Origin of the sequence: Pseudoalteromonas sp. APC 3694, from assembly GCF_030407565.1 — a bacterium.
GTDB lineage: Bacteria > Pseudomonadota > Gammaproteobacteria > Enterobacterales > Alteromonadaceae > Pseudoalteromonas > Pseudoalteromonas tetraodonis.
In genome coordinates, this window is record NZ_JASDDE010000001.1 from 132,863 (window position 1) to 157,136 (window position 24,274).

The window sequence follows — 24,274 nt, forward strand, 5'->3', positions numbered from 1 at the left end:
CTAAGGTCGCATGCCTAAATAACTTGAAAATACTTGCTGTGCATTTTCAAGTTACTGTGGCATAAAAACGCAATTTTACATTTAATTGGCGTCAATCACCATCTATTTGAGTTAAAGGAAGACTAATTGGATGAATTTTTATCACTTTAATCTCATGCCTAAGTGATTTTACCCATGTTTTAGCAATTAAGAAGCCGGTGATGCCACCCAATATCGCTGCTAAAATTTGCCAACCTTCAGCCAATAGTATTAATTCACTGGTTATTAAGGCGAAGATTAAACTCAAAAATAAGGGCAGCATGTAAACGGCAAAGGCATGTTTTACAACGTGGCTGTCATCCAGTGACATAGTCACTTTTTGTCCAACTTCTAATTGCGTTTCGAATTTATAGGGTAAGGTTTTCTTTGCTGTACCAAATAACTTACTAAACACTTGAGAGCCACAACGACCATTACAGCCTTCACAGGCCTGCTTTTGTTGAGCTTCTAAATGCGCAACGTGGCCACTAAGGGCCACGACGGTTAACGTTTGTTCTATCATCTATAATGCCCGTGAAACAGACTCAGCAATCGCTTTAGCGCTCATGGTTGGAATGTTTCCCACCACGGAGACATCAAAATTTCCGCCGTTGTGCACATAAATAGTGGTTGCTCCTGAGGTGAGAGCTCCGCTTAAGCGCTTACCTGGTAGTGGCCGTTGCACAAATACTGATACCTCAACAAATCCATCAGAAAATAAATAGTAATCTGTTAATTCATTGTTTAAGTCGAGCTTATGTCTATCGGACTTAAGTAATTCAAACCCTTCAGGTAGCCATCCAATAGTCCAATTCATAGCATTCGCTTTGCTTTGTTCATCAATTGAATTAGCGGGTAATGGTGTTGGAAAATTACGATTAAGCACTTCTAATAATAAGCTTGCCGGTTGCTCAGTTACGCTAATGTGGGTAAGTTGTAATTGCTCAAGCGCTTCGCCTTGATGATTAACATACGCCGCTTTTAATAATAACGACGACTCAGTATCAATCCATATCCAATAGTTATATTTGTCTTCGTTTTTAGATTCAATTCGAACTAATTGCGCGGGACGCCCAGCAATACGGCCTTTACCACCAAGCACAAAATCATAATGCGCACTTAAGCGGTTAATATCTTTAAAAAGCACTTCAGGAATAGGGCCGGCAATTGAGTCTGTTGTTAATGAATACGGCTCTGATTGTGGCTCAAAATAGGTAACTTGGTTGTCAATGCGGATCATTTCAAGGCCAGCACCATTAAGCAAACTTAAATGTTCAAGCTCTATATCACCTTGTTTAGCATGCACCCAACGGTAGGGCTCCATACTTTTACCCTTAACAACAACAAAAGAGGCGTCGAAATTACGAGTGTGAACTGCACTGGCCATTTCAAGCAGTAAATCTTTAGCAGGGTTTGTGTCATTGGCAAAAGTATTAAAACTCAGCACCAATGACATAATAAAAGTAATTACTTTCATCTAATTAGTTTTTTTCCTCTGGGGATGTTTCATCTGTTTTAGCTGTTTTTAACGAATGAGCTACACGCGCTTGACGCTGATGTTCAAGTACTAATGCGCCAATGCGTTGCTGCTGAAGCTCTCGCAAACCTTGCTCTGCGTTATCAAGTGCAGGTGCCGATGAGTAGCTTACTGGCGATGCCATGCCGGTTAACGGCGTGGTTTGCAATAATGGAATTTCGTTTTGCACAGCATCTTCCCCTTGCGGTAAGGTGTTCACACCAACAATAGTAAACATTGCTACGCTCGCTGCGATCGCTAATTGAGCAACTGGTTTACGCCAATTAAACGCCACTACTTTATTTTCTGTTTCGGTATTTGAAGGGGTTGCCAACTTATCAGACTGGCTAAAGTCTGCATAAACGGGCTCACTCTCAAGTGCTAACGAAATGCGATCACTAATATCAAAATCCATATTATTGTTATTTTCTTTAGCTCGCATTGCATCACCGATTAACGCGTAACGGCCAAACGTAGCAACATCATCCGATGCAATAGTTGCATCATTTAATGTTTGTTCACCGTCAATTAATGCTGATAACGATTCGTTATCTAAGCGGTTAACGTGTGATTTTGTCATACTAAGACTCGCCTATTAATGGGTTTAATTTGTTATCAATTGCTTCACGGGCACGAAAAATACGCGAACGTACCGTCCCGACTGGGCAATCCATAACCACGGCTATTTCTTCATAGCTCATACCCTCAATTTCTCTAAGAGTAATCGCGGTTTTAAGATCTTCAGGCAAACTATCAATCGTATTAAAAATAACAGCGCGGACTTCTTCGCTTAATAGTAAATTTTCAGGTGACGCGTTAGAACGCATTGAATCTGCACCTTCATAAAACTCGGCATCGTCAGCATCTATATCATTTGCTGGCGGTTTACGCCCTTGAGCCACTAAATAATTTTTAGCACAATTAACGGCGATACGGTAAAGCCAAGTATAAAAAGCACTATCACCACGAAAATTAGGAAGGGCACGATACGCTTTAATAAACGCTTCTTGTGCTACATCAGCAATGTCACCTTGATTTGATACATAACGTGAGATCAAACCGGCTATTTTGTTCTGATACTTCTTAACTAATAGGTTAAAGGCGTTTTTATCTCCCTGCTGGACCCTTTTCACTAACGCTAAATCTAATTCCTGCTCGCTCATTCGAGCCGGTACTCCTCTGATTGATTCTTGCTTATTATTCATAGTGTCGCCATTGTTCACACCTACTCTGACCCTTAGATGAATAAAAAGTTCTGCTTCATATTGTTTTTTTATAAAATAGCTACAAATTACGCGTTTATACGCTAAAACCACTTAGTAGTAGTTCAACAAATATGGTACAACTGTAAGTATTAAAAATAAATATTGCTCTATCTGAGCATTGTAACCGCAAAGTACCTCACAGATGAACCAAAATAAACATCACATTACCGATGTCGCTATTATTGGTAGCGGCGCAGCAGGCTTATCACTTGCTTTATCTTTGGCTAATTACTGTAACGTTACCGTGATCAGTAAAGGTGAATTAACCGAAGGTTCTACTCTTTATGCCCAAGGCGGAATTGCCGCTGTTTTTGATAAAAAAAATGACAGTATAGAGTCTCACGTTGAAGATACCTTAGACGCCGGCGGCGGTTTATGCGACAGAGAGGCGGTTCATTATACTGCCAGCAATGCTCATGACTGCCTGCAATGGCTGATTGACCAAGGCGTGCCTTTTGATATGGAGTTTGATAGCAAAGGTAAAGAGCGCTTTCATTTAACTCGTGAAGGGGGTCATAGCCACCGACGCATTTTGCATGCTGCCGATGCTACAGGTAAAGCTGTGCAAACAACCTTGATTAGCCAAGTTCAAGCGCACAGTAATATCACCTTGTTAGAGCATTATAATGCGATTGATCTAATTACAGATAAAAATATCGGTAAAACGGGGTCACATGTTCATGGCATGTATGTGTGGAATAAAAAAGCCAAAAAAGTAGAAACCATTGGCGCAAAATTTGTTGCCCTAGCAACGGGTGGCGCAAGTAAAGTATACCTTTATACCTCTAACCCTGATGTTTCTAGCGGTGATGGTATTGCCATGGCATGGCGTGCAGGGTGTCGCGTTGCTAATATGGAATTTAATCAATTTCATCCAACCAGTCTTTACCACCCAGAATTACAAAACTTTTTAATTACTGAAGCAATGCGTGGTGAAGGGGCCTATTTAAAACGCCCTGATGGCACTCGCTTTATGAAAGAGTTTGATGAACGAGAAGAACTCGCTCCTCGCGATATTGTAGCGCGCGCTATCGACTTTGAAATGAAACGCCTTGGCGCAAATTGCGTATATTTAGATATTAGCCATAAAGACAAAGATTTTATTATTGAACACTTCCCTACTATTTACGCTAAATGCTTGAGCGTAGGGCTTGATATAACCAAAGAAGCAATCCCTGTCGTTCCTGCGGCACATTACACCTGTGGTGGCGTAATGACCGACTTTAACGGCAAAACGGATTTAGCAAATTTATACGCTGTGGGTGAAGTGGCTTATACCGGCTTACATGGTGCTAACCGCATGGCAAGTAACTCATTATTAGAGTGCATTGTATTTGCCCATGCAGCAGCAAAAGACATTTTAAGTAAAATAGAGACCGCACCCGCGCTGGTAGATTTACCTAGTTGGGATGAAAGCCGTGTATCTAATTCAGATGAAGAAATCGTGATCACCCATAACTGGCATGAGCTACGATTATTTATGTGGGATTATGTGGGGATTGTACGCTCAACCAAACGCCTTGAACGTGCGCTGCATCGTGTTGAACTGCTACAACAGGAAATACACGATTATTACGCAAACTTTAGAGTGAGTAATAACTTACTTGAGTTACGTAATTTGGTGCAAGTTGCCGAGCTTATAATTAGAAGCGCTATGGAACGTAAAGAAAGTCGTGGACTACACTTTACTATTGATTATCCAGAGCAAAATGAGAACCCAACGCCCACTATTTTGACTCCGCTACGTAATTAATTGCTTCAAGCGTTGCCCGTTTTAAGCGCGCATAGCTTTGCTCATCCACACTATTGGCTGAGATAATCAGCCAATAGTTTTTACTAAAGCCATTAATATACAGCCACACACTCTGACCAAGTAACCGGCTTTGCTTACTAATTACCCCTTGAATTTGCCTGCCTGATCCTTCAAAACGAAATTGATTCGGCTCTAAGAGTATAATGCCTTGCTGTGGTTGAGCAGCCACGATTTTTCGCCAAACAATAATGCCAGCAAGTGTATTAAGTGCAATACAAAAAAGAGTTGCCTCCACCGAGTTCATAAATAGGCACAACACTAGAGTCAGCACACAAAAAAAGACCACAATCGGTTTGTGGTCTGTTTTATTATCTGTAACGGTAAATCTATACACGAACTCGGTCTAAAATTAGCTGAACCATGCTGTTTAGCTCTGCGTCTTTACATTCTTCATGGCCCATAAACCAAGCGAATAAATCTGGGTCTTCTTGCGTTAATAGACGCTGAAAAATCGCTTGCTGTTTAGCATCTAACGAATCATAAGCTTCTTCAACAAACGGCATAAACAAAACATCTAGCTCTAACATGCCACGGCGACAAGCCCAACGGATACGTGCTTTACTATGTATTTCAACCATTTTAAACCTCATATTTAATTAACTCGAGTTTACCAAATACGCGTTAATTTAACAGCACTAAGTTATAAAAACATCGTCTGTTAGTCGCTGTACCATACGCTTTAACTACGTTATTATGTGACCTCATTTGTTATTGCAAAGAAGGTGTTTATGTCTCAGGTTTATGCATGTCCTTTATCACATCAGATTATTAGCCTCTCAGGCACAGATAAATTATCTTACCTACACGGACAAATCACTCAAGATCTCAATAAAATCAACAACAACAACTTTTTGTGGACAGGTCACTGTAGCGCAAAAGGTAAGCTGTGGGGTGTATTTAAGCTATTTTCTTACCAGCAAAACTATTATTTAACCGGTTCAAGTGCTGAAGTAGAACGCTCACTGGCTGAGTTAAAAAAATACGCTGTATTTGCAAAAGTTGAAATTAATAAAGCCCCAGAGCGATTAATTGGTTTATTAGGTGATGACCTAACTGATTTGCTTACGCAACTTGATATTCACTTTAGTGACGATGCCACAGCATGCGACTTTGCTAACGGCAAAGCCCTTAAACTTGCGCCAAACCGCGTTTTACTTATGGTTGATAGCCAATTTTGCTTACCTGATGAAGTATCTACCCTCGACAACGACGCTATGTGGCAACAGGCCTCACTGCTAGCTGGTGAGCCTCAGTTAAGCGTTGATGCAATTGATGAATATGTGCCGCAAATGGTTAACCTTCAAGCCATCAATGGCATCAGTTTTAAAAAGGGTTGCTACACCGGCCAAGAAACCGTCGCACGTATGAAATACTTAGGTAAAAATAAACGTGCCATGTATATCGTTACAGGGCAAAGTGAAGGATTGCTCGATGCACCCGATATCGAAACTCAGTTAGGTGAAAACTGGCGCCGCGCGGGCAAACTTATTGCGCAAAGCTTTAATGAAAAAACACACACTTTAACTGGCTTAGTTGTGTTGCCAAACGATACTGACACCGCTCAGGTTCTTCGTGCAAAACATACCCCTTCGGTAGAGCTAAACATTCTGCCTCTACCTTACTCTCTTGAAGATGAATAATAGGAATGACTATGATCGTTGCAGCAAATAAAGTGGTAAAAATGCATTACTCTGTACTAGATAATGACGGCAATACCATTGATAACTCATTTGGCGGTGAGCCATTAATTTTTATCGTTGGTACGGGTTACCTTATCTCAGGACTTGAAAACGCGCTGCAAGGCAAACAAGCTGGCGATACACTAAGTGTAAAAGTTGAACCTGAAGAAGGTTACGGTGAACGTCATGATCACCTAATGCAAGCCGTGCCAAAATCAATGTTTGAAGGCATGGACATTGAAGTGGGCATGCAATTTCGTGCAACCACCGATGACGGCGACCAGTCAGTCATGATCATCGATATTCAAGACGAAGAAGTGATTGTTGATGGTAACAACCCACTCGCTGGTATTACGCTCAATTTTGATGTAGAGATTTTAGAAGTACGCGATGCAACGGCTGAAGAGCTTGAGCATGGCCATGTACATGGTGAAGGCGGTTGTGGTCACGACCACTAAACGCTAATCCAGTAATAAAAAAAGCGCCTCAGGCGCTTTTTTTATAGCATATTATTCTGCGTTCGCAATTTGGCTTGAGGCTCTGCTGCTGGCATTTCAACAGGGGTTATTTTATCTTCAAGCGCAGCAACTAATCCTGCTTGGTCATTCGTGCCTAAGCGGTATTGGCTGCCATCTTTAAGCGTTAATTGCACCGCACTAAAGCCTGATACTGAATAAATCCAACCATCGTGTGTAATGCGAATACCAATACCATGGCGGTATGAATTTTGTACTGCTTTTACATCGACAATATCTTCTAATGCTAATTTTTGGCCTGCAACACCAGGGCCAAATGCCCAGCTAACATGAGTTTCGTCAACTTTAATGGTTAAACCGTGGAACAAAAAACCCACCAGTACTAAAATACCTGCAAATACGATTAACGGGGCATCGGCACCCATTAAATTCCATGCAAGCGCAACAAAACCACTGATCCACGCTAATACTACAAATATAAATACCGCATACTGCTTATGCTGATACATAACACTCTCTATTAAAAAGTTAAAAAATTAAAAACTGTACACTAAGGTGGCACTGAGCTCTGAATCGTATTTAAGCTTATCTTCTTCAGGCTTAGAATTATAACGATACATATAAGCAAACTTGAGCGATACCGCGCCAACCACTTGGCTAATTAAGGCGGTTTCTGACTTTAACCGTGAGTTAAGCCCAGATAAAGACTGCTCTATACTGATATCTTGATTAAATCGGGTACGCTTAGATACCAACCTCTCCCACTGCATTGCAATACGAAGTAAATAACCCATTTTGTCTTTATCGTCTTCAAGTGCTGTTGACTCATCATCAGCAACTGAGCGGTATAGACCTGGGCCTATATCTATATCTACCTTATTTTTAACCCCTTGATAAACACGTGCACCATAGCCGGTTGCCACCGTACTTTTAAAATCCAGACCGCTAAATTCATCCTCTTCATAATCGCCATAAATAAAGAAAGACGAATTTTTAACACCAACTTTATAGTTACCCTGCGCAGAAACAAACACGCGATTAGCCGTAACATCCGACTGGCCCGTTTCTTCGTTTTCGTCACGTTTGTATAAGGAATCTATTTTGAATTGATTACGCCAGTTTTCAAAATCTTGGTAAAGATTACCTTTGAGTTTAAAACTGGTTGAGTTGGTATTACCTTTACTTAAAATAAAACCAAACTCGGTATCACCATAAAGTACTTCGCCTTTGTGTAGCTCATGAATTTCTTCATCAGAGAGCTCCCCATATTGATGAAAATCTTCAAAGGGATCAACTGCCCAGCTAAAGCAGCTAAATAATAAAAGCAGTAATACAAAGGAGTTTCGCAAAATACGTTCTCTTACATATGGCAATAACAAAAAAGCAGAGAAATGGTTATTCACTTTCTTTCCACAAAATATGACAAAAAGGCGCATCTTTATCACGGCTAATTAAAATTTTCGCAAATAAGACGTCTTCGCTATCAAACTCAAGGCCCACTAATACTTGAATAAAATGCTCAGGCTCTATTTCTAGTGCAACAAAATCTTGCCACTGTTCATCGGGCTCATCTTCTTCAATAAAGCCAAGTTCTTCACGATGCAGGTTAAATTCTTCAACATCTTTATCACTCAGGTTGTTGGGAGCCAGCTCCAAAAAAATATCATAAGCTTGATGGGTTGCTTCTTCTACCGTAAATAAACGTGGACCTGACATAAGTGGTTAACCTCTGAGCTTTTAAGTTGGCGCCATAATATCAAAAGTTGTTAGTGTTTTGATAAAAAAACACGTTAAATACTGACTTTTTTACTTTTACCTAATACTTATAGATATTGTTGGATGGGTTTGTATTAAGGTCTGCTGACCTTTTAAAGATTAAATTTGCCTTGAAAGATAACAGACCGCAATTGCATTAAAAAATTCACTTTGTTTTTATTCATCTTCATCCACTTTACTTAACATCAATAAAAACATAAGCTCAAACAACAGGTCAGAGGAGTGCAAGATGATAAAATTAGAAAAAAAACAGGGTATTGCCACTGTTACATTAAATCGTGTAGAAAAACAAAATGCCTTAAGCTTTGCTATGTTTGTTGAGCTTAACAAGGTGATTAAAAATATAAAAAGAGATGCCAGTATTCGTGCGGTTGTATTAACCGGTGAAGGCGAACACTTTTGTGCGGGACTCGATATTAACGCGGTTATGGCCTCACCATTCAATATCATAAAGCTCCTATTCAAATGGCTACCTGGTAATCAAAACCTAGCGCAAAAGGTCGTACTGGGCTGGCAGTCATTGAGTGTGCCTGTAATTGCAAAAATAAACGGAAATTGCCTTGGGGGTGGATTGCAAATAGCACTGGGTGCCGATTACCGGATTGTTCACCACGATGCCAAACTCGCCATTATGGAAGCGCGCTGGGGGTTATGCCCAGACATGGGCGCTAATGTTATGCTTTCAGGCTTAGTAAAACGCGACCAAGCACTTTGGCTAGCAAGCCATGCCGAACCAATAAACGCACAAGACGCTTTTGAACTCGGTTTAGTAACCAAAACAACCGACGATACAGATAAAGCAACTAAAGAGATGCTTGATACACTGCTAGCGCGCTCACCTGACACATTAGCCGCAATAAAGCGTGTAACTCAACAAAGCTATAAAGCCCCTGCTCGAAAAATACTCGCTAAAGAAACATGGAGCCAAATTCGCTTACTGATCAACCCTAATACTAAAAAAGCCATTGCTAAAGCTAAAGGGAAAGCTGATATTGAGTTTACAAACGCCAAGCGCTGGTAACATTGATGGTAATACTAAGGAACAATGCATAAAACAGCGTTATTTGTTAAAGTTAGGCTCTTCTATTCTAGTGAGCCAAATTAATGAAATACCTACTAAGTAGCGCAATTATTTTATTGTGCTTGGCAACAAGCAAATTCATTATGCATCTTCTTGATGCAAGTTTTCCTGCTCCTCTACTCGCCATGGTTTTGCTGCTAACGTTACTGTTATTGGGCATAGTTAAAGAACATCAACTCGCTCCCTGCGCATCACCTATTTTGAATGTAATGCCTATTTTCTTTATTCCTGCAGGCGTCGGTTTTATAGAACATTTAGGGCTAATTAAATCATATTGGCCTTTCTTAACTGCGGTCATCTTATTAGTCCCACTCAGTAGTTTAATTTTAGTGGCAAGCCTAGTGGGCTATTTTAAAGGCAGAGCTAATAATGACTAACTTAACCACCAGCATAACCCCCAGCCTATGGTGGTTAACCGTGCCATTTATTATTATTCTCTTTATTGCACTAAGAGCGGTTAATCTTAAAATAAATCAGACTATTTTAAAGTCATTAACCAACCCTGTTTTTTTAAGCATTGGTATTATTGCCCTACTGTTAGTCAACCTTAAATTACCCTATTCACAATTTGCCTCACATAGTCAGTTACTAAGTTGGCTATTAGAGCCGGCCATTGTTGCTTTAGCCTTGCCGCTTTATCAGCAATTTATGCACGTACGTAAAAACTTACTATTAATTGTCGCTACTTGCAGTATAGGTATTGTTAACGCCACACTAGTGGCTTTTGTATTAAGTATTTTGTTTGCTGTGCCCTCACAACTGAGCGCCTCTGTTGCGGCACTCAGTGTAACAACGCCTATCACACTGCTGGTTACTGACTCATTAGGAGGAATTAGTTCGCTTGCCGCTGCCATGGTTATTTTTATTGGTTTATTGGGGGCTTTGTTTGGCTTTATGTTACTCAAATTAGTTAAGATTTATAACTTTGAGGCACAAGGAATTGCAATCGGTACCGCGTGCCATGCAATTGGTACGGCGGCAGCTATTGCCGAACACCCAAAAATAGGCGCATTTTCATCAGTGGCTATGGCACTCAGTGCATTATTAACCGCAGTGATAGTACCACTATTATATCCAATTTTAGTTAACACTTTGTTATAGTAAGCAGATAACAGTATCGCTAAAAATAGAGCCCAGCATGATCAGTTCCGAAATTCAGCAATTTGAAAAGTACTACGCCCTACTTACCGAGTATTTAGTTACCTACAGTATGCAAATAGTGGGCGCTATTTTTATTCTACTCGTTGGCCTGTGGGTCGCTAAAAAGCTCGCCGAAGTTGTCGCAAACTTAATGACCCGCCATAACATTGATATCACCCTGACTAATTTTGTCAGTAATGTTGTAAAAGTACTGCTGATCATTATGGTGATCATTATTGCGCTTGGTAAAATTGGCATTAGTGTGACCCCATTTGTAGCTGCAATAGGTGCCGCCTCATTAGGCGCAGGCTTAGCGTTACAAGGTATGCTTTCTAATTATGGCGCAGGGCTTGCTATTATTGCTACGCGGCCATTTGTGGTTGGCGATACCATAGAAGTAAAAGGCGTTAGTGGCCAAGTAAAAGTAATTGAGCTGGGGCACACCATATTAATTAATGAAGAAAAAGTAGAAATAACCATTCCTAACAAACATATTGTTGGCGAAATTCTGCATAACTCATTTAATTATTCACTGGTAAAAGGTGAAATAGACATAGCCTACAGTGCCTGTAGTGATACTGCGATAAGCCTTATTGAAAACGTATTAGTCAATCATGAACTCGTAGCTAAACACCCTAATGCACAAATTGGTATAGAACGTTTTGCTGATAGCGGCGTCACCATTAGTTATCGTTATTGGGTGCCCACCACTAAAATTATTGAAACTAAACTCGCAATAAATGGCGGTGTGTATAAAGCGATTAACGATGCCAATATTGAAATTCCGTTTCCACAACGCATTGTTACGCTTAATAAAAGCGACCTAAAATAAATAAAAACCTTAATATGATTTTAAATCATATTAAATTAATTAAGCGTGCTTACAAATAAAATAATAACGAGTCCTTATGCATCAATCACCTTTTTATCTAGGCGACTGGCAGGTAACACCTGCCAGCAATTGTATACAATGTGCTGAAAAAGTAACGCAATTAGAACCTAAAGCAATGGATGTATTATTATATCTTTGCTTACAAAAAGGCGATATGGTCACCAGCGACGAATTACTCAATCAGTGCTGGCAAAACATTGAAGTAGGCGATAACCCACTGCATAAAACCATCACACAACTGCGAAAAGCACTGGGTGATAAGGCAAGCTCCCCGCTATACATAGAAACCATTCGCAAACGCGGCTACCGTATTATTGCAAAACTTGAGTTTCCATTTGCAGAAGATACATCAAGCTCTATAAACACGTGGCAAGGCGGTTCTCCTTTTTTAGGTTTAAGCCCGTATAACCCAACCGATACCCATTTATTTTTTGGTCGTAACCAAGCCATCACCACCTTACTCGAAAACGTATCAAACCAAGTAACATTGCAGCGCGCATTTTGTTTAATTCTTGGCCCTAGTGGCACGGGTAAATCATCATTAGTTAATGCGGGTATATTGCCAAAACTACTCGGCGAGCGAGGCTATAACGGCATTAGAGTGATGTCGTACACCCAACTCGACTTTGCAGATGTGCATCAAACTAGGCTGTATTTAGATTTAGCCTCTGCCATGCTTGATTGGGATATAAACCAACACCCCGTATTTGAAGGATTAAGCTCGCAAACACTGGCGCAGCAATTAGAGCACACAATTGACGAAGTGATAAACACGTTACAAACTGCAATCAGTAAGGCAAATACAAAACTAAACACACCGCAGTTTTTTTTGTTTATAGACCGCTTAGAGGTGTTGCTTTCATCGCCACTATTTAGTCCCAACACCCGAAGTCATTTTTTATCGATTATTGAACGTTTAGCCACCTCTAAAGCGGTGATCGTATTTAGTGCGTGTCGTAACGACTTTTACCCTTTAGTGGTAGAGCAACCCAGCCTTATGGCCGCAAAAGCGAATGGCGCCCATTATGATTTAACCCCTCCCAACCGCCAGGAACTACAACAAATTATTCGCTTGCCGGCATTAACCGCTAATTTAACGTTCTCACACGACCCGCAAACCAAAACTCCGCTGGATGAAATACTGTGTGCAGATACCGCCAACAATCCTGATGCCCTGCCCATGCTGCAATACACACTGCAAGAGCTGTATTTACAGCGCAGTGAAAATAATGAGTTATTGCACAGCGTGTATGAAAAACTCGGCGGTATTGAAGGCGCTATTGGTAAAAAGGCAGAAGATGTTTTTATTGGGCTGAGCGCAAAACAACAACAGCAACTAAAAAGCGTATTATCGCAGTTAGTGACGCTAAACCCAGATGGTAAAACCATTACTAGCCGTGCGGCCCGCTTACAAGCATTAACCAACACCAGCCAAAAAGAGCTTGTACAAGCCATGGTCGACAGTCGCTTATTTGTATCGCACTTACAAAACCAAGAAGCCTGCTTTAGCCTTGCCCACGAGGCATTATTACGCCAATGGCCACGTGCTAAACAGTGGATAAACGATCATAAAGATGCCCTTGCTATTAAAAGCCGTTTGCACCACCACACGCAACAGTGGCTTAATGAACATAAAAGTAGCGCTTACCTATTAGCGCCGGGTAAACCATTGCAAGAAGCGCTCACGTTATTAAACGACAATATATTCAAACTAGACAATGACGAACGCGCCCTTATAAATAACTCTCTCAAAAATAGTAAAACAAAAACAATAATAAAACGCGGCACGATTGCACTGCTTTGCTTACTTACCTGTGTTGCCCTATTCATGAGCTTCACTAGTTTTCAAGCGCAGCAACTTGCACAGCAAAAGCGCCAAGAAGCCGAAAGCCTACTTGGCTTTATGGTCGGTGACTTTGCCGATAAACTGCGCAGCGTTAAGCGTATGGATTTGCTCGATGGAATTAGTAATAAAGCACTTGAGTATTTTACCAATCAAGTCGAGGAGCCAAGCTCACTATTTAACTTTAGTAATCAACAAGCCGAATTTAAAAGTCGCTTTCAGTACGCACAAACTTTGGAAGCCATGGGGGAAGTGGCCTATTCGCGCGGTAAAACCATTGAGGCCTTCACCGCCTTTGAAAACGCCCGCACTCGCCTTGAAGCATTATTAAAAATCCAACCAAACAACTTAGAGTTACTCACGCTTGCCGGTGCCAATGCTTTTTGGCTCGGTCAGCTTCATTATGATAAAAGCGATTACGCAGCCACTGAGCCATTATTTAAAAAATATCATGCCTACAGTGAGAAAATGTATTCATTAGCACCGAATGATTTTAACTCGATTATGGAGCTATCGTATTCGCATAATTCGCTGGGCTCTTTGTATTTAAAGCAATTTAACTACACTGCCGCGAAACTACGCTTTACAAAATCGCTGGCCCTTAAAAACAAAGCGCTTAAGCTTAAACCCAATAATAAAAACTTATTGCGCGATAAAGCAGATACCATCAGCTGGCTTGCTAAAACCGAAGAAGGGCTCGGTGATTTTAATGCCGCGCTAACCATGTATGTAAATGCCTCAAGTGAATTGTCAAATATGCTATTGAATTATCCCGATGATGCAAGTTTATCAAGCAGTTTAGCTTATACTTATATTCAGCAAAGCTATCTTTTAAGTTATTTACCCAATAGACAACCTGCCTACGAAAAAGCACAGCAAGCCACTAATACAATTAATAACGCTATATTGCAGGATCCAAAAAGTAAGTACTTTCAAGATTCATACTATCGCTTTTTAGCCTACCAATTGATGCTTTCAGCCGATAAAAATATTAATGAACAAGTAAATGAAATTATTAAATTTGTCAAAAATCAATACTTCGACAATAAATTTATTATAAATACACAAGTAAGCCTTATACACTATTTTATTGATAGGCTGTCACAGCACAAAGCACAGGAGTTATTAATTGCGCTGGAGAGTGATACAAACTATCAAGAGTACATAGCTAATCAAATGAAAATTGGCGATAACATAATACCGATACGGGTTAATTTACTTAAAGCTAAGTTAAGTACAACCAGCAAGCAGCGAGAACAGTTTTGCTTAAATGCGCTTCAAGCCATTATTAAAACAGCAGAAAAAGATCAAAGTGTTCGTATCACATACCCGCTGGTACAGGTGTACACTTGCTTAAATCGAGCTGATGAAATCCCCAAAATAAAAGCAAACCTAGTAAAACTAGGCATTACTAATTTCAAACTATGACTATGAATAAAAAATGAAATAATATGAATAACACTCAAGAACTAATTCACTTTACAGTTAACATTGTACTAGGCAGTGACGACGAAGCTAACTTTACATACTCTATAGATGGCAAGGAAGTGACAGGCGGCGGAGTTGTAAGAACCTAAACGGCGGGCGTTTATAGTTTAGATGAAGCCACGCTTGCTAAAGGTTTTTTATTCACCGGCGCGACTATTACTGATGTCGATAAAGAAACGCCTTGCGCCCAAAACTTCAGCTTTAAAGTAAGCGATAATGGCCGCAAAATTACTATTATCGATACCGATGAAAACCCAGGTACTGCCTGTTTGATATTTAATGTTGAGTGCAACGGCACAGCCTATGAAAGCACTGATCCGCAAGTTGAAAATAGAGGTGAAAATTAATTAACAACGATTAATTATTGATTTTTAAATTGCACAGGGCTGATTTATTCCTTTGCGATTTTATAAGCCAAACACTTTAACGTTTACACATACCAAGCAGCATCATTAATAACTATCCTTTCTTACTAATTTATAATAAAAACCTCAACTTTCAATTGCTGAGTAACTAATTTTCACCTTGCATAGGTTACTTGAAACCTGTGCAAAAATGGTTTTTATCATTAAATATCAGCAAGTTAAAAACAGAAGATTACCGAAAGGTTTAATTGCACTTTTTTAAGTAAATTTGTAGACATCAAAAACGTCTGTACCATGCTAAGGCTAAAACGTGTCTAAACAAATTAATAACAAAGAAACTGCAGCAATTAAAAATGATAAAGCGCTCTCCTTAGATTGTGCTTCATCGAGCCCTTTTTTAAATGCTCAATTTAGTGCTTTAATTGAATTGTTTAATGGCACTGCTGAAGGAATATTTGTAATTAATGAACAAGGTGATTTTGAGTTTGTTAATCCAAAAGCTGCGCAATTGTTTGGTCACTCACAGCAGTCATTGATTGGTGATAATTTATTAACATTTTTAAACGATGCCGACCTTGAAAAGTATAAGCAAACCCTATCGAATTGGATTAGCATTAAAGATACAGCGCTAAGCTATGGCCCTAATGAAGTAACAATTAATAAAGCCAATGGCGATGTGATTGAAGCCGACCTATCAATCTCAAGCATGCCTAAAAATCTCGCATCGGCGCAAAAGTTATACGTGTGTATACTTCACGATCTTAGTACCCATAAAGCCATGTACAACCGTTTAAAAGTACAGGCCTCAACCGATCATTTAACTGGGCTTGCTAACCGTTTAGCTTTAGATGAGTCATTAAAAAAATATTGGCAAGAGAGTATTCAAAGCCAACAACCTCTAACCAGCATATTGATTGATGTTGACCACTTTAAAAAATTCAACGATACCTATGGGCATATTAAAGGCGATAAATGCTTACAGAAAATAGCAAAAATGCTATTACAATGCATTCCATCTAGAGAGTGTTTAGCTGCTAGGTATGGCGGTGAAGAGTTTGCAATTATTTTACCCCGTTGCGATATAAAAACCGCCACGGTTGTGGCCAACCATATACAACAACAAATTGCACAAATGAGCTTTACCGACATAGGCTTGCCGCCAGAGGTTAAAATTACGGTAAGCCAAGGAATTGCCAGTGAAAATAATAACCAGTACCGCAACTACGAGGCGCTGTTATATGCCGCAGACACGGCTTTATACCGAGCAAAAACAGAAGGTAGAAATAAAATAAGTACGATTATTTAAAGTTTAAATTAAAGGCCTTTTCATGACGCTATATCTATATTAAACGCCACTTCATGGAGGTGGCGTTTAGTTAAATAACAGCTGATTAAACTAGGGTCTGTTGACCTTTACGGATTAAGATTCGTTCAAACTAGGGGCTATTTAATCGCGGCGCGAGGTTTGTAACCTAGTGGGCTCGATAACTGCTCCTGCGTTATTCTACTGGCTTACATCCATGTAAGAATAAGTAAAAACCGAGCAAAGCTTCCGCGTCCTGCTCACGCCCCTTACCTACATCCATGTAGGCAACAAAGAGTAAATCGCCCTTAGGCAGAACCCTTCGGGCAGCGCCTGTTTGGCATTGATGCTGCGTTATCGCCTATTTATGGGGAATAACCACACCACATAGGCGCTGCCTTGCCTAAATACCAAACAGACTGCTGTAAATTTAACCTTGAAAGATCAACAGACCCTAAAGTAACAATAAACTACCTAATCCTAAAAAGGTTACAAAGCCGACAATATCAGTGACTGTGGTTAAAATAACTGAGCCTGATAATGCAGGGTCAATTTTCATTTTATCTAAGATAGACGGGATCACTACGCCCGCCAACGATGCTGCCACTAAGTTAAGTAATATTGCCACAGTAATGGTTATACTGAGCATAATATCGTTAAACCATACAAAGGTTAGCAAACCAATCACTAAAGCCCATACCAAGCCATTTACCGCCCCTACACGCAGCTCTTTTTTAAGTAATGCGTTACGGTTTGAGTCGGTAACTTGACCAAGCGCAAGACCGCGCACTATAACTGTTAAGGTTTGACTACCGGCAATACCGCCCATTGAAGCAACAACGGGCATTAAGACGGCTAAAGCAACCACTTGCTCTATGGTTGCGCCAAACAAACCGATAAACCACGAGGCTAAAAATGCCGTTGCTAAGTTGATACCTAACCAAATACCACGGTTTTTAGCACTTTTACGAACACTGGCAAATAAGTCTTCGTCTTCTCGTAAACCACCGGCCTTTGCTGCCGCTTCGTCGGCTATTTCTTGACGTAACTCATAAGCTGATGCAATGGTTAAACGCCCTATTAATTTGTTATCGGCATTAACCACGGGCATGGCCATTTTCTCGCTATGAATAACCACTTCAGCGGCTTCATATAAATCATGGTCTGCGTGCAATGAGGTAAAGTCATGATTAGCTAGCGTCATTAAACTCTCGTTATCATGCGCTTTTATCAGATCATTAACCGCAACTTCACCGATTAAGCTACCTTTACGGCTCACCAAATAAATAACTTCGCTGTATTGCGGTAAGCCTTTGTGTAGCAGCTTTTTAGCGCCACCCGCAGTGAGTTTGTCTGACACCTTTAAAAAATCAAACCCAATCCAGTGACCTAATTGCTCTGGCGTATATTGCTGAGCCAGTTCGTATTGCTTAGTTTGTGCTTCATCGAGTTGTTTTTTAGCGTAATCAATAAAACGTTGTGGAATAACTTCTTCTAACTCAAGTAGCTCTTCAACATTTACTTCGTCTAATAATTTAAATCCGGCACTGTCATCTAGTGTTTGTAGTAACCATAAACAGCTATCTTCACTTAAATTAACAAAAATTTCGTGCTGCGTGTCTTCATCTAATAAATGCCAAATTTCGAGACGCTGCTCTTTAGGGATCGCCTCAAACAATAAAGATAAGTGCTCAGTTGATAAAGTTTGCTGAGCATCTATTAGTAATTTATTTTTGCGCTCAGTGGTATCACACTGCAATAAGTCATTTATGAGTTGTGGTAACTGATCAACCGGATACTCTATCATTTAAAAACCCTAAAATAGTCGTTTCACTATAAATTTACTGTAATAAGTAAGTACTTATTAATGAGATTAGCTAGGATCTGTTTGTCTTTCGAGGTTGAACACATTTCAATCCAAAAGGTCAACAGACCCTTATAGGGTACATTAGTCGCTAATAAAAATATTAAAAAAATCGCTGTGCTGTTAAATATTTATAGATGTAGCAGGCTATAAACTATTGCGCTTTAGCTAAAAATAAAGCAAAAAAAGCCGTAACTAAATAAGTCACGGCTTCTAAAAGCAATTAATAGCTAAATGTTATTTATATTTTAAACTGACCGACTAAATCACCTAAGTTTTGACCTCGTCCCGCTAAGTGCTGACTTACCGAAGAGGTCGTTTTACTCGATTGCGTTAATTCATTCACAATTTCTTGAATTGCATAAACGTTACGGTTTATCTCTTCTGTAACGCTACTTTGCTCAGTAGCTGCGGTGGCAATTTGTGTACTCATATCGTTAATTGTTGTTACCGATGTAGTAACCGCACCTAAACTTTCAGATATAGCGCGTGAAGACTCTACAGAGCGGTTACAGCTTTGTTGACTCGCTTGCATGGCTCCTACAGCCGCAGTAACTAAGTTATGTAATTCGCTAAGCATTTCATTAATTTCTAATGTGCTATCTTGGGTTCTGCTCGCTAAACTTCTAACTTCATCAGCCACCACCGCAAACCCACGACCTTGCTCACCTGCGCGTGCCGCTTCAATTGCCGCATTTAATGCCAGTAAGTTAGTTTGCTCAGCAATACCCCCAATGACACTCAATACGCTATTAATCTTTTTAGATTGTTCACTTAACGAGTTAACCTGCTCTGCGGCTTGGTTAATTTCGCCCATTAAGTTTGAAACTTCACTCAATGAAACATCCACACAATCTTGCGCATTAGCCACTTCTTTTGTTGCCGCCTGCGTTGATATCGCAACTTGTGTGGTATTTTGCGCAACTTCATGTGAGGTTGCTGACATTTCGGTAATCGCCGTTGCCACTAAATCGGTTTCATGGTTATGCTTTAATAACTTGTCTTCTATCAGTAATGTTTGCGTATTAATATCTGAGGAGGCTGTTTTAACGTCACTTGTTACATCAACCACACCGGCAATAATACTGTGTAGCTTGCTCACAAATACATTGAAAGATTCACCTAACTGACCAATTTCATCATGGGTATCTATTTCTAAGCGTCGGGTTAAATCCCCCTCCCCTTTAGCAATATCATCTAAGCTTTGCACCATACGTTTGATCGGTTTTAGCATATTGTTAGAAGCATACAACGCACCGGCTGCTGCTAAACCAAGAAGCAGAAGTGATATTAAAACCAAAGTGGTCATTTTTTCGCTTAAATGGCGCTCCATAGTTGCTTGATACTTTACCAGCTCAGCTTCAATATCATCCATATAAGTGCCAGTTCCAATCATCCAATTAGTACCTGGGATCATGGCAGCATAGCCAATTTTTTCGACTAAGCCTGTGGTATTGGGCTTTTGAAAATGATAAGTAAACGAGCCACCGCCCTTACGCGCTTGTTCAAGTAGGCCAACCACTATTTTTTTACCGTTTGGGTCGGTCATCCCTATTTTATTTTGACCTTCTATTGCATCACCCAGTAATGCATGAAAAACACTAATACCATCGGTATCATAAATAAAGTAGTAACCATCTTCGCCAAAAGTTAAATCTCGCAACGCATTTTTTGCGTCTTGTTCATTACCTTGTGCTAATTGGTATTGCACTATTTGAGAACCAATTTCTACTTCTGTTTTTAATAGAGTCTGTTTATCAGCAATTAATTTAGTTTTGAACTCATTAAAGTTTTGCTGTTGATTCTGCTTCTCTAAATAATAAGAGCCCGCCATAAAACTGATTAGTAATACTATCAATGGTAAAACAGCCAACAATAGCAATTTGTTTTTTAAGCTTAAATTACCCATTATTTCTCCAATTAACATTATAAGCCATTAAGCTTTTTATTTTGCAGCCGCTTAGCAGCTAAGTTTCCATTGTTTATATTACTGACAACAGCGCCACACTTGTATACAAATTAAGCACAAACAGAGTTAATTCGCAATTTAATATACTCGTATGCTAGTAAAGCACACTAGAAACAACTTTTTAACTAGGCAATAGTATAAATATAGTAATAAACAACTGATTTAGTTCCTTGTTTTAAATCCCTACTAGAACACAATTTGTTAAACTTACTCAAAGCTAAATTAACCTTACTAACGCTATCTTAGCGTAAATTAAAATTAAACATTGGCCATCACACAAAGGTCTTGCTTTCTGAGTTAAAACACAAATAATGAAGCAACTAACCACTGGGTAAGAATGAGGAAAATGAGTTATATACTAACCACCCAATGCGCAGACGATATAGGCTTAATCGCCAAAATTACCGGACTGTGTAATCAGCATAATTTAAATATTATTCGTAACAACGAATTTGTTGATAAAGATGCACAACGCTTTTTTATGCGCACAGAGCTTACAGGCGAACCACATGCTGAGTTTTTGTCACAACTTCGCGACGTATTACCAGCTGGCGCAGAAGTGGCACTACACGGTGAAGAAAAAACCAAAGTGGTACTATTAGCCACAAAAGAAGCTCATTGCTTGGGCGGCATGTTATTAAAGCAATTTGAACAAGCTCTAAACATAGAGATACTCGCCGTTATCGCTAACTACCCTACTCTAGAGCCTCTAGTGAAAGGGTTTAATATTCCTTTTCATGTGGTTTCTCATGAAGGACTTACGCGCAGTGAGCACGACGAAAAAGTCGGTGACTTAATTGCCAGCTATAACCCTGACATTATTGGCCTAGCTAAATACATGCGTATTTTAAGCCCTGAATTTGTGGGTCGTTTTGAGGGTAAAATCATTAATATTCATCACTCATTTTTACCTGCTTTTATTGGTGCAAAACCGTATCACCAAGCATTTGAACGTGGTGTGAAAATTATTGGTGCCACGGCTCACTTTGTTAATAATGAGCTAGACGAAGGCCCGATTATTTTACAAGACGTATCGAGTGTGACTCATGCGAATACAGCTGAGATGATGGCTAAAATGGGTAAAGATGTAGAGAAAACGGTGTTTTGTAAAGCACTGCAACTAGCATCAGAGCATAAGCTGTTTATTAATGGCAATAAAACCGTCGTATTTTCATAATTAGCTTTATATAGCTATTAAAAATGCCAGCTAACAAGCTGGCATTTGTTTATCCAATATAACTAAACCTGAACATTGATTAAGAGACTTTATTAAAACAAAGTAAATTTACGTATCAGCTGTTTTCTATTGCAAGTAAATTCAACCTAATAGAACCGAAAATAGAGCCTTTTTTTAGATTTATATCATTATTTTCCTCGACCTTTACTATCAACTTCCACGGCCAAAATATGCAATTTTCCTCTTGGCAAAACATTCACTTTATGGATTAGCTGAAATACCAGGTTATTTACTATACTCCCTTTTAAGCAATAACAACTTTTAAGAGATTTAACTTATCATATTCAAGTAACCTTAAGCTGAACAATATTATTGATATATAATCAGAAATTAAGCAATAATATATGCATTATTTTAGCTATGCTGATATTCCCTTTTAGGGTTACTATTTATAAGGAGCATTTGATGGCTTTTGATTACGGATCAATCGATCTTGGACTAAAAAACCCTTTCAAACTGGAAGGTAAAGTAAAAGCAATAAGAGGGCTTATTGAATCTGTTGTTGGCATCAGCTTGCTTGTTATCGCATCTAGCTCTGTAAAAGAAGATGCAACAGCAGGTTGGATCTTAATGATATTTGGCATGTTAATACTCGCCCTAGGAATTCGGACTTTATCAGGTGGTATTTATGCAACGCTTAAGTACTTCGTAGGTAGAAACCACCCGACATCGTTGGCGTTTAATTTTAGTAAGTCACAAACCTCAACTGCACAAGAAGAAAAAAACGAGGTAGCCTACACTGCGCAAACATTAGAAGAAATGCTTGTTGGTCGCAAAAACAGTACTTTTAAAGAACCGAATGGCTTTTTATCGCGTTTGCTACATAGTTTAGTACCAAAACTATTATTTTTACCCTACCCAATACGTAATGTTGCCCAACGTTTATTTGGCTCATGGATAAGCACACTGGTTGCTCTTATCGCTTACGCATTGGTCGCTTTTGTGTCACTGTCTGGTTTTACCGGTGAAGCTGGCGAACTAGCTTTTCCAATATATAGTGCCATATTAATGTTTTATGTGCTGTTTTCTTGGCGCTCTTCTGGCAAACCTATTTCACGTAATGCAGAGAAAAATATTGAAGCCTTAGGTACTGGTGCTCTTGCTAAAATCATTTCTTTATCCTTTATATTGCCCATTGCTATAGGCCTGTCTATGTCGTGGATAATGCAGGAACAGCGCATAAGCAAACAACAAATAGACAATTGGCTTGAGCAATTACCCAACCTTAACGCGGGCCTCTATTTAACTGCCATTATTATTTTAGCTGCATTTAGTTGTGCACTTGTTTTTGTGATGATTAAAGCGCGTTTGAACGAAGTGACACCAAGCGCTGAAGTATCAGAACTACGTGAAAATTGGCAAGAGTCTGTTCATCCAGATGAAATTTTTATAAATCTTGATAACTTAGTAATGGCTAATCGCCGTTACAAAGAAGTACCTAATAGAGTTTATCGTGAGCTAGATCCTAAACTACAAGAGCAAATTGAAGGAAAAGGCGGGTTTAAAGGCGAAATGATTCAAGAAATTCAGCCTAAACTACACACAATGGATTTAGGTAAGCACTTTAACCTTTCTCGTTTAGTTGCGTTAATTAGTGGTAACTTACTCTACATTGTAGCGCTTACCTTTACTGTGTTGCTTGCTTACTCTTTTATTAATATTTACCACTATATTGACGCTGCTAATATAAATAGTATTGAACAAGCCTTTAATAATAAAAATATTATTGAGTTTAGCGAGCTGTTAATGGCAAGTGTTCATTTATTGCTTATCGGCATATTAGTTAAAGCATTTGCTCAGCTGCTGAGCAATAGTGCCCATTTATTTTTTGCTGAAATGCAATTTGAATCTTTACTCGTGTACTTCAAGTGCGAGGGTACATTTACTGAGTCAAAAATATCAACGGGCACCGGTATTCATGATAGCACACGCTCGGAAAATACCTTGGTACGTAGCAGCATAACGCCTTGGGTGATTGTTTCGCGCATTGTTTCTACAACCTTTGCAGCTACAGGCATGAAAAACCTCGAGCATCCTCGACATATTATGGAAATGCATAAAGATGAAGGTCAATTACAAGCAATCAAAAAAGATGTAATTGCATTTTTGAAAGACCGAGAATCAATTGCCTCTATCACTAGCGAACGCGATTTAGGCAATGCATCTCAACTGCACCAGTTAAACCAGCAAACACGGGCTATGCCTATGCAGCCAGCTTTAACCAAAGATGATGAGGAAGCCGCTGGTTTTTTACGTCAGGAAGACGATTTAGCGTCTGAGCCAAAAACCTAGCTTATCTATATGCCACCTTATTACTAGGTGGCATCTTTCCACACTAAATCCCCCTCTCTACACATTGATGTAAATGTAATTCCCCCCTGCAAGCGCATCAAAGACAGGGAGGGGATGAGGAAAATAAGTAATACACTAACCAATTAATACGCAGACGATATAGGCTTAGCCAAAATTACCAAACTCTGTAATCAGCATAATTTAGATATTATTAGGCCTTGTTGATAAAGATGCACAACGCTTTTTATGAGAGCAGA

The 24,274-nt window shown here is 39.5% G+C and carries 22 protein-coding genes and 1 pseudogene; 12 read left to right on the forward strand and 11 right to left on the reverse strand.

Annotated features, from left to right (window positions below):
* Positions 1-91: 91 nt before the first annotated feature.
* From QMA00_RS00680 to rpoE, 4 genes are read right to left on the reverse strand one after another with little or no spacing between them, the layout of a single operon-like run.
* Entirely contained in the window at positions 92-541 is a 450-nt protein-coding gene (locus QMA00_RS00680) for a SoxR reducing system RseC family protein (RefSeq protein ID WP_010387796.1), read from the reverse strand.
* The gene (locus tag QMA00_RS00685; protein WP_076920653.1) at positions 542-1,495 is read right to left on the reverse strand and encodes a MucB/RseB C-terminal domain-containing protein; all 954 of its coding nucleotides are present in this window, start codon (positions 1,493-1,495) and stop codon (positions 542-544) included.
* 4 nt (positions 1,496-1,499) lie between these two features.
* Positions 1,500-2,114 (reverse strand): RseA family anti-sigma factor, encoded by a 615-nt coding sequence (locus QMA00_RS00690; protein WP_076920654.1) that lies wholly within the window; start codon positions 2,112-2,114, stop codon positions 1,500-1,502.
* 1 nt (position 2,115) lies between these two features.
* Positions 2,116-2,697 (reverse strand): RNA polymerase sigma factor RpoE, encoded by a 582-nt coding sequence (gene rpoE / locus QMA00_RS00695; RefSeq protein ID WP_010387792.1) that lies wholly within the window; start codon positions 2,695-2,697, stop codon positions 2,116-2,118.
* A gap of 244 nt (positions 2,698-2,941) precedes the next feature.
* Between rpoE and nadB the strand changes: the two genes are divergently transcribed.
* Positions 2,942-4,552, forward strand: coding sequence for an L-aspartate oxidase (nadB, locus tag QMA00_RS00700; RefSeq protein ID WP_076920655.1), 1,611 nt, complete (start codon positions 2,942-2,944; stop codon positions 4,550-4,552).
* Here the strand turns inward: nadB and QMA00_RS00705 are convergent.
* Together QMA00_RS00705 and QMA00_RS00710 are read right to left on the reverse strand one after the other, a co-directional pair.
* A complete protein-coding gene (locus QMA00_RS00705; protein ID WP_254843605.1) occupies positions 4,527-4,856 on the reverse strand; it encodes a hypothetical protein in 330 nt (109 codons plus the stop codon). The genes nadB and QMA00_RS00705 overlap by 26 nt on opposite strands.
* A gap of 82 nt (positions 4,857-4,938) precedes the next feature.
* Complete coding sequence (locus QMA00_RS00710; protein ID WP_010387788.1) at positions 4,939-5,190, reverse strand: succinate dehydrogenase assembly factor 2; 252 nt, start codon at positions 5,188-5,190, stop codon at positions 4,939-4,941.
* A gap of 150 nt (positions 5,191-5,340) precedes the next feature.
* Between QMA00_RS00710 and QMA00_RS00715 the strand changes: the two genes are divergently transcribed.
* Together QMA00_RS00715 and QMA00_RS00720 are read left to right on the forward strand one after the other, a co-directional pair.
* The gene (locus QMA00_RS00715) at positions 5,341-6,252 is read left to right on the forward strand and encodes a folate-binding protein YgfZ (protein WP_076920656.1); all 912 of its coding nucleotides are present in this window, start codon (positions 5,341-5,343) and stop codon (positions 6,250-6,252) included.
* Between the two features lie 11 nt (positions 6,253-6,263).
* The gene (locus tag QMA00_RS00720) at positions 6,264-6,749 is read left to right on the forward strand and encodes a peptidylprolyl isomerase (RefSeq protein WP_013465643.1); all 486 of its coding nucleotides are present in this window, start codon (positions 6,264-6,266) and stop codon (positions 6,747-6,749) included.
* Positions 6,750-6,790: 41 nt separating this feature from the next.
* Here the strand turns inward: QMA00_RS00720 and QMA00_RS00725 are convergent, their stop codons facing one another.
* Genes QMA00_RS00725 through QMA00_RS00735 form a run of 3 tightly spaced genes read right to left on the reverse strand, consistent with a single transcriptional unit; the run spans position 6,791 to position 8,483 of the window.
* Positions 6,791-7,276, reverse strand: a complete 486-nt coding sequence (locus tag QMA00_RS00725; RefSeq protein WP_076920657.1) for a hypothetical protein — start codon at positions 7,274-7,276, stop codon at positions 6,791-6,793.
* A 27-nt stretch (positions 7,277-7,303) separates the two neighbouring features.
* Positions 7,304-8,116 carry a DUF481 domain-containing protein gene (locus tag QMA00_RS00730; RefSeq protein ID WP_076920755.1) on the reverse strand — a complete coding sequence of 271 codons (813 nt, stop codon included), beginning with the start codon at positions 8,114-8,116 and terminating at the stop codon, positions 7,304-7,306.
* A 46-nt stretch (positions 8,117-8,162) separates the two neighbouring features.
* Positions 8,163-8,483, reverse strand: coding sequence for an HI1450 family dsDNA-mimic protein (locus QMA00_RS00735; RefSeq protein WP_076920658.1), 321 nt, complete (start codon positions 8,481-8,483; stop codon positions 8,163-8,165).
* A 289-nt stretch (positions 8,484-8,772) separates the two neighbouring features.
* Here QMA00_RS00735 and QMA00_RS00740 point away from each other — a divergent pair, with 289 nt between their 5' ends.
* The 7 genes and pseudogenes from QMA00_RS00740 (at position 8,773) to QMA00_RS00775 (ending at position 16,658) form a co-directional block, all read left to right on the forward strand.
* A complete protein-coding gene (locus QMA00_RS00740; RefSeq protein WP_076920659.1) occupies positions 8,773-9,564 on the forward strand; it encodes a crotonase/enoyl-CoA hydratase family protein in 792 nt (263 codons plus the stop codon).
* An 83-nt stretch (positions 9,565-9,647) separates the two neighbouring features.
* Positions 9,648-10,001 (forward strand): CidA/LrgA family protein, encoded by a 354-nt coding sequence (locus tag QMA00_RS00745; protein WP_076920660.1) that lies wholly within the window; start codon positions 9,648-9,650, stop codon positions 9,999-10,001.
* Positions 9,994-10,725: an LrgB family protein gene (locus tag QMA00_RS00750; protein WP_090495323.1), complete on the forward strand. Its 732-nt coding sequence runs from the start codon at positions 9,994-9,996 to the stop codon at positions 10,723-10,725. The genes QMA00_RS00745 and QMA00_RS00750 overlap by 8 nt, the downstream gene beginning before the upstream one ends.
* A gap of 37 nt (positions 10,726-10,762) precedes the next feature.
* Positions 10,763-11,596, forward strand: coding sequence for a mechanosensitive ion channel family protein (locus tag QMA00_RS00755; RefSeq protein WP_016899673.1), 834 nt, complete (start codon positions 10,763-10,765; stop codon positions 11,594-11,596).
* Positions 11,597-11,672: 76 nt separating this feature from the next.
* On the forward strand, positions 11,673-14,927 hold the full coding sequence (locus tag QMA00_RS00760; protein WP_290155458.1) for a winged helix-turn-helix domain-containing protein: 3,255 nt from the start codon (positions 11,673-11,675) through the stop codon (positions 14,925-14,927).
* A gap of 23 nt (positions 14,928-14,950) precedes the next feature.
* A pseudogene (locus QMA00_RS18915) lies at positions 14,951-15,334 on the forward strand (DP-EP family protein).
* Between the two features lie 328 nt (positions 15,335-15,662).
* The gene (locus tag QMA00_RS00775) at positions 15,663-16,658 is read left to right on the forward strand and encodes a GGDEF domain-containing protein (protein ID WP_076920661.1); all 996 of its coding nucleotides are present in this window, start codon (positions 15,663-15,665) and stop codon (positions 16,656-16,658) included.
* A 451-nt stretch (positions 16,659-17,109) separates the two neighbouring features.
* On the opposite strand, the gene QMA00_RS00780 is transcribed toward QMA00_RS00775, so the two are convergent.
* Together QMA00_RS00780 and QMA00_RS00785 are read right to left on the reverse strand one after the other, a co-directional pair.
* Complete coding sequence (locus QMA00_RS00780; protein ID WP_016899669.1) at positions 17,110-18,462, reverse strand: magnesium transporter; 1,353 nt, start codon at positions 18,460-18,462, stop codon at positions 17,110-17,112.
* 298 nt (positions 18,463-18,760) lie between these two features.
* On the reverse strand, positions 18,761-20,428 hold the full coding sequence (locus tag QMA00_RS00785; protein ID WP_076920662.1) for a methyl-accepting chemotaxis protein: 1,668 nt from the start codon (positions 20,426-20,428) through the stop codon (positions 18,761-18,763).
* Between the two features lie 406 nt (positions 20,429-20,834).
* Here QMA00_RS00785 and purU point away from each other — a divergent pair, with 406 nt between their 5' ends.
* A complete protein-coding gene (gene purU, locus QMA00_RS00790) occupies positions 20,835-21,665 on the forward strand; it encodes a formyltetrahydrofolate deformylase (RefSeq protein WP_036981614.1) in 831 nt (276 codons plus the stop codon).
* Positions 21,666-22,130: 465 nt separating this feature from the next.
* Positions 22,131-24,017: a hypothetical protein gene (locus tag QMA00_RS00795; protein WP_069440029.1), complete on the forward strand. Its 1,887-nt coding sequence runs from the start codon at positions 22,131-22,133 to the stop codon at positions 24,015-24,017.
* Positions 24,018-24,274 lie beyond the last annotated feature (257 nt).